Genomic DNA, 11594 nt, shown 5'->3' on the forward strand with positions numbered 1-11594 from the left:
CGATATTTCGTACGCCCCCACCCGTCTTCTGAACGTATGTTGTCTTGCCGTTTCCCTCGCGTCTTTATTCTGACGGTCCTACTCCTGTTTCTGATGGGAGGGCGTCCGGCAAACGGGCAGCGGATTGCGAAATACGGCGCTGACTTTTTAGCAGGCGGTGTGGATGCGCGCGCGCTCGGCATGGGCGGTGCCTACGTTGCGCACGCGTCTGAAATTACGGCGGGTTACTGGAATCCGGCTGGCTTGTACCACATCAGTTCGACGCAGGTCTCATACATGCATGTGAGCCGCTTTTCCGGAGCGGTCACGTTTGATTACGGTGGCGTCGCCGTTCCCCTCGATGAGCGGTCGGCCCTCGGCATCAGCTTCTTCCGGAGTGGCGTCAACGACATCGTGAACACGCTCAACGCCTGGGATCCCGTCCTGCAACAGCCCAGAGCGAACTATGAGAGTCTTATCACGACGTTCTCCGCAGCAGACTGGGCGCTCTTCTTGAGCTACAGCCGAAAGATTAACGAACGGCTCTCAGCGGGCGTAAACTTCAAAGGCATTCGCCGCTCGATTGGGGATTTTGCTCAGGCCTACGGTTACAGCATGGACGCCGGCGCGCAGTATCGCGTCGGTGTGTATCGCTTTGGCGTAAACATTCAGGACCTATCCACGATGCTCCAGAGCTGGAGCGTGAACCGAGAGGAGTTTCAACTCAACGGCGACGAGATCAACCCCGACACCGGACAACCCTACACGTTTTCTGAGGTGTTCGGCCAGGATTTGCCGCAAGGAGGCACGGAGCTCGTTCTTCCGGTCGTCCGCCTTGGATCGGGTGCTGTCTGGCCTGTCGGAGATCGACACTCGGCGACCGCCGGGTTCGATGTCGATGTCGCATTCGATGGGCAGCGAGCCTTCGTGCCCAATATGGGCGACGTATCCTTTCATCCGCGCGTCGGCGGCGCCTTCAACTACGCCGGTGTGGCGGAAGTGCGTGCTGGCCTTCAGCGGATCCAGACGGGAGGCGACCTCGGCGGCATCACAGCTTCTCCGACGGTTGGGGCCGGCGTGCGGCTGGATCGCATTTCGCTCGATCTCAGCTTCGGCGACTTCGTAGGAATCACCGCGGAGGATCTTGGGTTCACCTACAGACTGTCGGCCATCATTCGCCTACAGCCGCCGGATCAGCAATAAGCGTCCGTCCTCGGCCGTTGTCTTCGGCCCCTCGCTTCGATTCTGATTCTCCAGGACTCCGCTATGGACCAGAATGACTACATCGGGATCGGCACCAGTGTGGTGCTTCACCTGTTGCTCGGGATCCTGTTCTCGTTTCTGACCGCCTCCCGCCCTGTGCCGCCTCAGTTGGGATACGTGGAGGTCGAGTTCGGGGAGTTTCAGTCGGGGCGGCCCGTCGAAGCGGTCGACGAGGCACCGGAGGCATCCGCACCGGAGGAAGAACAACCGGAACCCGAGACGCCCACCGAGCCGGAGCCGGAGCCCGAAGAGGTCACGGAGCCGGAGCCTGAACCTGTCGAGGCGCCGCAGGAAGACCCGCAATCCGAAGAAACCGTTCCGCCGACGGAGGAAGAGACCACAACCCCAGAGCCTCAACCGGAACCGCAACCAGAAGAAGGCGCGGACGAACAGGAATCCGACGACGAATCGGGAGCAGAGACCGGGGATCCGGGCGAAGGCGCCGACGAACAAAAGTCCGCGCCGTACAATATCGAAGGCCTGAATCGGGATCCGATCACTGCGCCTCTTCCGCAGTACACCGAGAAGGTCGACGCAACCATCAGTTTCATCATTCGCGTCGGCCCGGACGGTCGCGTCGTTGGGCTCATCCCCGCCAGAATGGGGGGCAGCCCTGAGCTTCAGAATGAGGTGAAGCGTGTGCTGAATCGCTGGCGTTTTAACGCTCTCCCACCCGCAGCACCGCAGGAAGTTCAGCGTGGCACGATCACATTCACGTTCCGGCTGGAATAGAAAGGAAGGTGTGAACGTGTGAAAGTGTGGACGTGTTAAGGTGTTTGACCGCTTAGAATTGGGCTCCTCCCGTAGAGTGGGCGGAATCGTTTACACGAAAAGCCACGCTCCTTTCCCCCCTCTCACCCCCTCTCTCTTTTTCTCCCTTTCCCCCTTCAGCACACCTATGCCGCAAGTCGATACGCCGCCCTCGCTCGATGTTCATGCTCTCTATCGGGCGATGCTCGTACCGCGCGTTATTGAGGAGAAGATGCTCCGTCTAATTCGACAGGGGCGCATCTCCAAGTGGTTTAGCGGTTATGGTCAAGAAGCAATTGCCGTGGGAACGACGTGGGCGCTACGGGACGACGACTACATTCTACCCATGCACAGGAATCTGGGCGTCTGGACCACGCGCGGGGTAGAACTGCGCCCGCTCTTCTGCCAGCTCATGGGGAAGGAAGGCGGCTTTACGAAGGGGCGCGATCGAACCTTCCATTTCGGTCTGCCGGAGAAGCACATCATCGGGATGATCTCCCACATGGCGGCCATGATGCCCGTCGCGTGCGGACTCGGACAGGCCTTTCGCTACCGGGATGAAGACCGCGTGGCGGTGACGTTCTGTGGAGACGGCGGCTCCCGAGAGGGCGACTTTCACGAGGCGCTCAACCTTGCATCGGTCTGGGATCTGCCAGTCGTCTTTCTGGTGGAGAACAACGGATACGGTCTTTCGACGCCGACTACAGATGCCCTTGGCACGACGAATATTGCCGAAGCGGCACGTGGATACGGCATGCCGGGCGAGGCCGTGGACGGTAACGACGTTCTTGAGGTCATTGACCACGTGGAGTCCGCGGCGGAGTACGCTCGAAGCAACGGGCCAGTACTGCTGGAAATGAAGACGTTCCGTGTCCGGGGGCACGAGGAGGCGTCAGGTACGAAATACGTCCCGGACGATTTGATCGAGACGTGGGAGGATCGCGACCCCGTCGATCGCCTTACACGCCATGCGCTCGCAAACGGGCACATGAAGCAGGCCGACATTGAGGCGCTGCGCGAGGAATTGGAGCAGGAGATCAATGAGATCGCCGAATGGGCACTCGATCAGCCGGAGGTCGAAAGTACCGTTGAAGCCGAGAGGGCGGACCTCTTCGCTCCATTCTCCGACGATTCGCCCCTCGCGTTCGACCTGTCGCTCGTAGCGCCGAATGATGAGCCGAAAAGCGAGAAACGGTTTATCGATGCCATCCAGGATGGGCTGCGTCAGGCGATGGAAGCCGACGAGACGTCGCTGGTCATGGGACAGGACGTTGCAGAGTACGGCGGCGTGTTTAAGGTGACGGAGGGCTTCCTTGACCAATTTGGTCCGAAGCGCGTCCGCAACACGCCGATCATCGAAAGCGGTGCAATCGGAGCGTCGCTCGGCCTGGCGGTCGAGGGATTGAATCCGGTCGTCGAGATGCAGTACGGTGACTTCATCACGTGTGGATTCAACCAGACGGTGAACAACCTGGCGACCACGCACTACCGCTGGGCACAGGAGGTCGGCGTTACGATTCGCGCCCCGATCGGCGGAGGCATTGGCGCGGGCCCGTTTCACTCGCAGTCGATGGAAGCCTGGTTCGCGCATGCCCCGGGCTTGAAGGTCGTTCTTCCTAGCTCTCCCGCTGATGCGAAAGGGTTGCTTATTGCTGCAATGGCCGACCCGAATCCAGTTCTCTTTTTCGAGCACAAAAAGCTGTACCGCTCGATTCGCGAGGACGTGCCCGACGCGCCGTACCGCCTGCCTCTCGGGACGGCTCGCGTCGCCCGGACGGGAGCAGACGCGACGATCGTGAGCTGGGGCGTTGGTGTGCACTGGGCGCTCGAAGCTGCGGAAGCCTGGCAGGAGGAGGGCGTCGATCTGGAGGTGATCGACCTACGGACGATCGTGCCGTGGGACCGCGATATCGTACTCCAGTCACTGGCGAAAACAAACCGTCTCCTCGTTCTACACGAAGCGACACGAACCGGAGGCTTTGGAGCCGAGGTGGCCGCGGAAATAACGGAGGAAGGGTTCAAGGAACTGGACGCACCACCGATTCGCGTTGGTGCAGAGGATCTGCCGGTACCGTTTGCCCGGAATCTTGAACGCGATATTTTCAGCGCGAAATCGAAGCTCGACGATGCACTGGATCGTCTGCTCACATTTTGATTCCCGTAATGTCTTGGTCCGTCAACAGTGAAGAGCGAGGCTCGTCGTGATGCGGCGGGCCTCGTTATGTTTTGTTTGCACGAACGCGACGATCCCAAAGGCACTCTGGAAACCTGAGCGATCCCGCGGTGTGTCAAGGTTGTGATGAGAAAACGTCTTCCATATCGTCTAGTCGCTGCGACACTCAGCCTCCTCCTGGTGGCGGGTGTCGCCGTGCCCGTTGTTCAAGCGGCGTGCGCGGCCCACATGCGGATCGATGCAGATGTTCATCATGCGTCCGTGGTACCACCTGATGCGTCTGACGATATAATGGCCATGCAGGTGGTTGCATCGCACGTACGTGATGGCGATCACGTCTCCTCCGCACAGAGTGAAAGTGAACCCTGTGAAGCGGCTCCGTCTCCATGTGCCAGCGACTGTGCGTCCTGCTGTATGGTCGAGACCCCATCTTCGACGTGGACAAGCATCCGTGTCGTCGATCAGGTCTCGTGGAAAGGCGACGTACCGTCACGGTACGATGTGGTGACGATCATCCTGCCGCGCGACGGCAATGAATCGCCGAGGCATCGCGCGTCGGACGCTTCTCCTCCCATTTCTCCTGTTCGCCTCCACGTCTGGACGGCGACATTTCTGACGTAAATCTGGATCCGTACGTGAGCCGCGCGGTCGCGTGATGCTCATGTGTGCTTCTGTCGATTGTCGGTCTCCCGCCCGACACTACTGCACGCCTTCTGGGTGGTGACGTGTGTCTGATTGGACCGGGTCGGCAAACTGATTCTCTCAGCTTCCATCTGCGAGGCATCCGTTCCAGATTTCCGGATTCTCTATGTCCCACCCGTTGACCCGCATCGGTGTGGTGCTCATCGCGAGCATCGCCCTGGTTTTGTTCTCTCCTGTGCAGGCGCAACCTTCGACCGATGGTTCCGTGCCGTCCGCCGATTCATTGCGCCTCTCTGATCTCGTTCAGCAGGCCGTGTCGGCCAACCCTGATTTGCAGGCGGCCCGTCTCGAAGCCGCCGCGCGAGCGGAGAAGGTCGCTCAGGCCCGGTCGTGGCCCGAGCCTACCGTCGGAGCCACGTATTTCCCACGCTCGATTGTGACCGCACGCGGGGCTCAGCGCTCGCAGTGGCGCGTCCAGCAGACGCTTCCCGTCCCGGGGTCTCGGTCGCTTCGCGGCGAAGTTGCCGAGCTCGGCGCGGACGTGGTCCATCGCCAGACGGAGGCGTTGCAGCAGGAGGTTGCACTGAACGTGCGTCGCGCCTACTACACGCTGTATCGCGTGCAGCGGCAGGAGCAGCTCATCCGCCGCTTTCAGGACGACCTCCGACAGGCCGAGGACGTCGCTCTCGCGCAGTACGAGGTGGGAGAGGAGGGACAACCGGCCGTCCTGAAGGCGCAGATCGAGCGTGAACGTCTCCAGGTGCGGCTTGAATCGCTCGACGCCGCTCGTCAGCGGACGGTCCAGACCCTTGCACGCCTTACCGGAAACGCGTCCCTGGCGACCGACGGAGCCATCTACGTGCAGGCGCCGCGCCGCGAACGGGTCGTCTCTGCACGGGTGGAGGACGCGCTCGCTCAGCGACCCGAAGTTGCAGCGCTTCAGCAGAGCGTGAAGCAGGCCGAGCGGAAAGTCGACCTGGTGCAGCGCGAGAAGTGGCCCGATGTGACGGTGGGCGCGCAGTACTTCGATATCGAAAGTACGGGTCTGACACCGATGATGGACGGACGCGATGCGCTTGCTCTCTCCGTCGGGGTCAAAATTCCGCTCTGGCGTGGGGCCGAGCGGGCACAGGTCGATGAGGCCGTGCTCCAGCGCCGGGCCGCGGAGTCTCGCCTCGATGCGCTCGCGCTGGACGTCCGTACGGATCTGCAACGTCTCGAAGCCACCCTCGATCGCCAGGAACGACAGCTCCGCATTCTGGACGCGACCCTCATTCCTCGGGCTGAAACCGCCCTCGAAGCAACGCTCAGCGCGTATCGAACCGGCCAGAGTGATTTCCTCGATCTCCTGGACGCCGAGCGCACGCTGTTCCAGTTGCAACTCGATCGCGCCACCATCTTCTCTCGACTCCTGACCACTCAGGCCGAACAGGACCGGGTCGCCGGTCGGACAGCCGTGTCCGATCGCTGATACCGATCTCCCTGTCTGCCTGACAATTTTCTCTGCTGAACATGTCTACGACAAGCTTTTCTCGCACAACTGCTGTATTGATCGCCGTCGCGCTTCTGGTCGGCGTCGGGCTCGGTGTCACGGCCATGACGGTGTTTTCGGACAATAGCGACGTCGAGGCAACGGCCGGATCGCCGCCGGCGTCCGATTCTGCTGCTTCAGCCGCATCCGGCGCGACCGGACTGGCTGCCTACGACAAGGATGGGGACGGCACCGTTTATCAGGGGGGAATGCACCCCGAGGTGATTCAGGACGAGCCCGGCAACTGCCCGATTTGCGGCATGGCGCTCACGCCGACGCCCGTGAACGGGCAGGCACCGGAGGGGACGGTTCAGATTTCTCCGACGACGCTTCAGAACATTGGTGTCAAGACGGCTCCGGTTCGGACGGAGTCGCTCGCACGACGGGTACGCACGACCGGGCGCTTTGAGGTAAATGAGCGGCGCACGACCGCCGTCGCTCCGAAAGTGGGCGGATGGGTCGACAAGCTGTACGTCGATTACGAAGGCGCGCGGGTCGGAACAGGGCAGCCGCTTATCGAACTGTACAGCCCGGAGCTCGTCGCCACGCAGGAGGAGTACCTGAGCGCTCTCCGCGCGGCCGAACGTCTCGATGATGCCTCCTCCCAGCGACTCGTGGAGGCAGCGCGTCGACGGCTCGCGTACTGGGACATCTCCGACGCCCAGATCGAGCGTCTGAAGGAGACCCGAGAGCCGATGCGTACGCTCACGTTCTATGCGCCCTCGGCCGGGACCGTGACGAAGAAGTCGATCACCGAAGGGGAGAAGTTCTCTCCGGGTGAGACGCTCATGCAGATTGCCAACCTGAGTTCGCTCTGGCTGATGGCTGATATTTACGAGCAGGACCTCGCCTGGATTGATACGGGCAGCAAGGCGCGGGTCCGTCTGCCGTACGATCCCACAGCGGAGGTTGAAGCTGAAGTCGACTACATTTACGACGAGGTCGATGGACAGACTCGCACGGTACGCGCTCGCGTGTCGGTTCCGAACCCGGACCGTAATCTGCGTCCCGGAATGTACGCGGTTGTTATGATCGAGGGCGACGAGACGGAGCCCTACCCGGTCGTCCCGCAGGAGTCGATCGTCGACTCCGGAGACCGCGACATTGTGATTCTTGCCGAGGGGAATGGGCGATTCCGTCCGGTGCCCGTCCAGACGGGGCGCACGGCGGATGGAAAGGTGCAGGTCGTCGAGGGTCTGCGTGGAAACGAGACCGTGGTGACGAGCGCGCAATTCCTGATCGACTCTGAAGCCCGGCTTCAGGGCGCGCTGTCGGCGATGACGATGCCGGGGCATGACCACGGTTCATCCGATGCGATGTCGAATGACCGGGAGGAGTCACGTGCAGACCACGAGCCGGCAAATCACTCGGCTAGCGACCACGCAGAGATGTCGGCCGAGCAGATGCCGTCTGAGTCTCACGACATGACCGGCGGTCAGATGACCACTCGGGACACCGTCGACATTCGCGTCACGAAAAGCGGGTTTGAGCCGTCGATGGTCCACGTGAAGAAGGGGGATCAGACCGTGTTTCGCTTCATCCGTCAGACCGAGTCCACCTGCGCAACCAATGTTCAGATTCCTGCGCTCGATGTGAAACCGACGGATCTGCCCATGAACGAGGCCGTCGCGATCGAGGTGACGCCGGAGAAGACGGGATCATTCACATTTGCCTGCGGAATGGACATGATCGAAGGTACGGTCATGGTCGAACGGGCATCCAAGGGGTGATTGCCTGAACGCCTCCGCCGTCACCCCCTTTGCTATTGAGGACCGAATGACCAAAACCTGTTTGGCGGACAGCCTTCGGCCACCCCAAGGTACGAACCTCCCGACGGCCGGTCCTCGCGGCGCGCGCACGATTTTGACGTCGTGGATCGCGCTCACCGAGCCGACTGCGTCCGTACCAAAGTTTGACCTTCAGCCCTACCTGAGACGCGACCGTCTGCCCTTCCTTATTCGCGATTCATCCACCGAACAGGTTATCATGCTTTCTTCTGTTATCGAATGGAGCGCCCGAAACCGGCTTCTCGTCGGCATGCTGACGCTTCTTCTCGCGGCTGCGGGAACGTGGGCGACTCTGAGCATTCCGATCGACGCCTTTCCGGACCTGTCGCCCACACAGGTGATCGTGAAGACGGAATACCCCGGACAGGGGCCGCAGATTGTCGAGCAGCAGGTCACGTATCCGCTGACGACATCGCTGATGTCCGTTCCGTTTGCGAAGACGGTGCGCGGCTATTCGATGTTTGGGACGTCGTTCGTCTACGTCATTTTTGAGGATGGGACGGACATGTACTGGGCGAGAAGCCGGGTGCTCGAGTACCTGAACACGGTTTCCGAGGATCTCCCGGCGTCGGCCAAGCCGGCACTCGGTCCGGACGCGAGCGGGGTTGGATGGGTCTATCAGTACACGTTGCGGGACACGACCGGGCAGCACGATCTCGCCGAGCTTCGCTCGATCCAGGATTTCTTCCTGCGATATGAGTTGCAGGGTGTGGACGGAGTGTCGGAGGTCGCGTCGGTGGGCGGATTTAAGAAGCAGTACCAGGTCGTCGTCGATCCGCAGAAGCTGTCGGCCTATGGCGTGCCGTTACAGCATGTCAAAATGGCGCTCAAACGATCCAATCAGGATGTCGGCGGGCGCCTGCTCGAGATGGGGGAGCGCGAGTTCATCGTGCGAGGAAAAGGCTATCTGGAGGGCGTTGACGATATCCGTTCGGTGGGTCTCACGTCGAGCAACGGGACGCCGCTCACGATCGGAGATATCGCCCGCGTTCAGGTAGGCCCAGAGCTTCGCCGCGGAATTGCCGAGGTGGACGGCGTGGGCGAGGTGGTCGGGGGAATCGTCGTGATGCGAAGTGGCGAGAACGCGATGGAAGTCATCGAGCGGACGGAGGCGCGACTCGATGAACTATCTGCCAGCTTGCCGAGCGGAGTCGAGATTGTCACGCAATACAACCGTCGTCCACTCATCGAGCGCGCGATCGACACGCTGACCACGCAGCTCATCGAGGAAATGATCGTCGTTGCGCTGGTCGTGCTGCTCTTTCTCCTGCATGCGAGAAGTGCTGTTGTTGCGCTGATTACCGTACCGGTCGGGATCGTCGTGTCCTTGCTCGTGATGCACCTACTGGGCATCAACGCGAACGTGATGAGTCTCGGCGGGATCGCGATCGCCATCGGCGTGATGGTGGATGCGTCGCTCGTGATGGTGGAGAACGCCCACAAGCATCTGGAGCGAATACGCGAGGCCCGATACGCAGAAGCGACCGGTGACGGAGCAGGGGATGGTGCTTCAGGGGAAGAGCCTGAGATCGACAACGGCGAGCGGATTGAGGCTGTAATCGCTGCGGCAAAAGAGGTCGGGCCGAGCCTGTTCTTTTCGCTGCTGATCATTACGGTCAGCTTCCTGCCGGTATTCACGCTGCAGCAGGTGGAAGGAAGACTTTTCCGGCCGCTGGCGTTCACCAAGACCTTTGCGATGGCCGCGGCCTCGCTGCTTGCGGTGACGCTCGTTCCCGCACTCATGGTCACGTTCGTGAAAGGGCGGATCCGGAAGGAGTCGGAGAACCCGATCGCCCGATTTTTCATCGGCGCGTACCGCCCGGTTATCCGGCATGTGCTCCGCCGACCCGTGACGGTGCTCGTTGGTGCCACGGCCTTGCTTCTGATTACGCTGCTTCCGATTCAGCGGATGACGCTTGGGACGGCGTACGTTCCGTTCCCGCAGATCGGGTCGGAATTTATGCCCCCACTAAACGAGGGCGATCTTCTGTACATGCCGACCACGCTGCCCGGCGTGTCTCCGCAGAAGGCTAAGGAATTGCTCCAGCAGACGGATCGCATCATCGCGCAATTCCCCGAAGTCGAATCGGTGTTTGGAAAAGCAGGGCGTGCGGAAACCGCGACGGATCCCGCACCGCTATCGATGCTGGAAACCACGATCCAGCTTAAGCCGAAGGACGAGTGGCGAGACGGCATGACGCGGCAGAAGCTGATCCGCGAAATGGATGCGGCCCTGCAGATTCCGGGGCTCACGAACGCCTGGACGCAGCCAATCGAGGCGCGAACGGACATGCTCGCGACGGGAATCAAAACGCCGGTCGGGATTAAGGTTGCCGGTGAGGATCTGAAAACGCTCGAACAGATCGGCGAGCAACTCGAAGCGGTGCTCGCGCCCCTGTCCGGCACGCAATCGGTGTACGCCGAGCGCGTGATGGGCGGGACGTTTTTGGACATCGAGGTCGATCGCCGCGAAGTCGCGAGGTATGGCCTCACGACCGGCGACGTGCAGGATGTGATCCAGACGGCCATTGGCGGCATGCCCGTGACGACGACGGTCGAGGGACTGGAGCGGTACTCGGTCAATGTGCGCTATCCGCGTGGACTCCGCGATAATCTACCGGCGCTACGCGACGTTCGCGTTCCCCTTCCGAGGGGCGGAGAGATTCCGCTGGGACAGGTCGCCACGTTCGAGCGCGTCGAAGGCCCGCCGATGATCAAAAGCGAGCAGGCAAGGCCCAACGCGTGGGTCTTCGTCGACATCACGGATCGCACCGACGTCGGAACGTATGTCCAGAATGCGAAGGAGGTCGTTCGCGAGCAGATCGACCTTCCGGCCGGATACGCACTCACATGGAGCGGTCAGTATCAGTACATGGAGCGAGCGAATGAACGACTGCAGCTTCTTGTGCCGATCACGATCGCCATCATTTTCCTACTGCTCCTGATTCATTTTCGGAGCGCGATGAAATCGGCCCTTCTCCTCGGGCTGTTGCCTTTTTGCGCCGTTGGCGCGATCTGGCTGATGTGGATGCTCGACTTCAACATGAGCATCGCCGTCGGCGTCGGGTTCATCGCCGTGGCAGGACTCGCCGCGGAAACGGGCGTCGTGATGCTGGTCTACCTCGACGAGGCGATCGAGCGATACCGCGATCGAGGCGACCTCGGTTCTATCGAGGCTCTGCGCAGCGCCCTCGAAGCCGGATCCGTGATGCGCGTGCGACCGCTGCTAATGACGGTGTTCACGACGTTCTTCGGCCTGCTTCCGTTGATGTTCAGCACCGGCACGGGGGCACAGGTCATGCAGCGTCTCGCTACGCCGATGGTGGGAGGATTGGCGAGTGCTGCAATGCTCACGCTGGTCGTGCTTCCGGCGGCGTACATGGTCGTTCACCGGCGACGTCTGGAACCGGCACCCGTAGATGGATCGCGGACCGTTGACGCTGTGGCGGATAGTATGGAGGTGTGAAGG

The 11594-nt window shown here is 61.3% G+C and carries 7 protein-coding genes; all 7 read left to right on the top strand.

Annotation, left to right across the window (positions count from 1 at the left end; genetic code table 11):
• Positions 1–36: 36 nt before the first annotated feature.
• Entirely contained in the window at positions 37–1182 is a 1146-nt protein-coding gene (locus tag CRI94_RS07005; protein WP_143815326.1) for a PorV/PorQ family protein, read from the top strand.
• Positions 1183–1245: 63 nt separating this feature from the next.
• On the top strand, positions 1246–1974 hold the full coding sequence (locus tag CRI94_RS07010; RefSeq protein WP_098074973.1) for an energy transducer TonB family protein: 729 nt from the start codon (positions 1246–1248) through the stop codon (positions 1972–1974).
• Positions 1975–2140: 166 nt separating this feature from the next.
• Complete coding sequence (locus CRI94_RS07015) at positions 2141–4147, top strand: alpha-ketoacid dehydrogenase subunit alpha/beta (protein WP_098074974.1); 2007 nt, start codon at positions 2141–2143, stop codon at positions 4145–4147.
• Between the two features lie 432 nt (positions 4148–4579).
• Positions 4580–4786 (top strand): hypothetical protein, encoded by a 207-nt coding sequence (locus CRI94_RS07020; protein WP_098074975.1) that lies wholly within the window; start codon positions 4580–4582, stop codon positions 4784–4786.
• A gap of 187 nt (positions 4787–4973) precedes the next feature.
• Positions 4974–6278 (top strand): TolC family protein, encoded by a 1305-nt coding sequence (locus CRI94_RS07025; protein ID WP_098074976.1) that lies wholly within the window; start codon positions 4974–4976, stop codon positions 6276–6278.
• A gap of 41 nt (positions 6279–6319) precedes the next feature.
• Positions 6320–8068, top strand: a complete 1749-nt coding sequence (locus tag CRI94_RS07030) for an efflux RND transporter periplasmic adaptor subunit (RefSeq protein ID WP_098074977.1) — start codon at positions 6320–6322, stop codon at positions 8066–8068.
• A 256-nt stretch (positions 8069–8324) separates the two neighbouring features.
• On the top strand, positions 8325–11591 hold the full coding sequence (locus CRI94_RS07035) for an efflux RND transporter permease subunit (RefSeq protein WP_098075239.1): 3267 nt from the start codon (positions 8325–8327) through the stop codon (positions 11589–11591).
• Positions 11592–11594: the final 3 nt, after the last annotated feature.

Source organism: Longibacter salinarum (genome assembly GCF_002554795.1).
GTDB classification, from domain to species: Bacteria; Bacteroidota; Rhodothermia; order Rhodothermales; family Salinibacteraceae; genus Longibacter; species Longibacter salinarum.

Bases quoted from the DNA above. Each gene is read 5' to 3' on its own strand.
- CRI94_RS07005 (WP_143815326.1), top strand. From the start codon at position 37: ATGTTGTCTTGCCGTTTCCCTCGCGTCTTTATTCTGACGGTCCTACTC.
- CRI94_RS07010 (WP_098074973.1), top strand. From the start codon at position 1,246: ATGGACCAGAATGACTACATCGGGATCGGCACCAGTGTGGTGCTTCAC.
- CRI94_RS07015 (WP_098074974.1), top strand. From the start codon at position 2,141: ATGCCGCAAGTCGATACGCCGCCCTCGCTCGATGTTCATGCTCTCTAT.
- CRI94_RS07020 (WP_098074975.1), top strand. From the start codon at position 4,580: ATGGTCGAGACCCCATCTTCGACGTGGACAAGCATCCGTGTCGTCGAT.
- CRI94_RS07025 (WP_098074976.1), top strand. From the start codon at position 4,974: ATGTCCCACCCGTTGACCCGCATCGGTGTGGTGCTCATCGCGAGCATC.
- CRI94_RS07030 (WP_098074977.1), top strand. From the start codon at position 6,320: ATGTCTACGACAAGCTTTTCTCGCACAACTGCTGTATTGATCGCCGTC.
- CRI94_RS07035 (WP_098075239.1), top strand. From the start codon at position 8,325: ATGCTTTCTTCTGTTATCGAATGGAGCGCCCGAAACCGGCTTCTCGTC.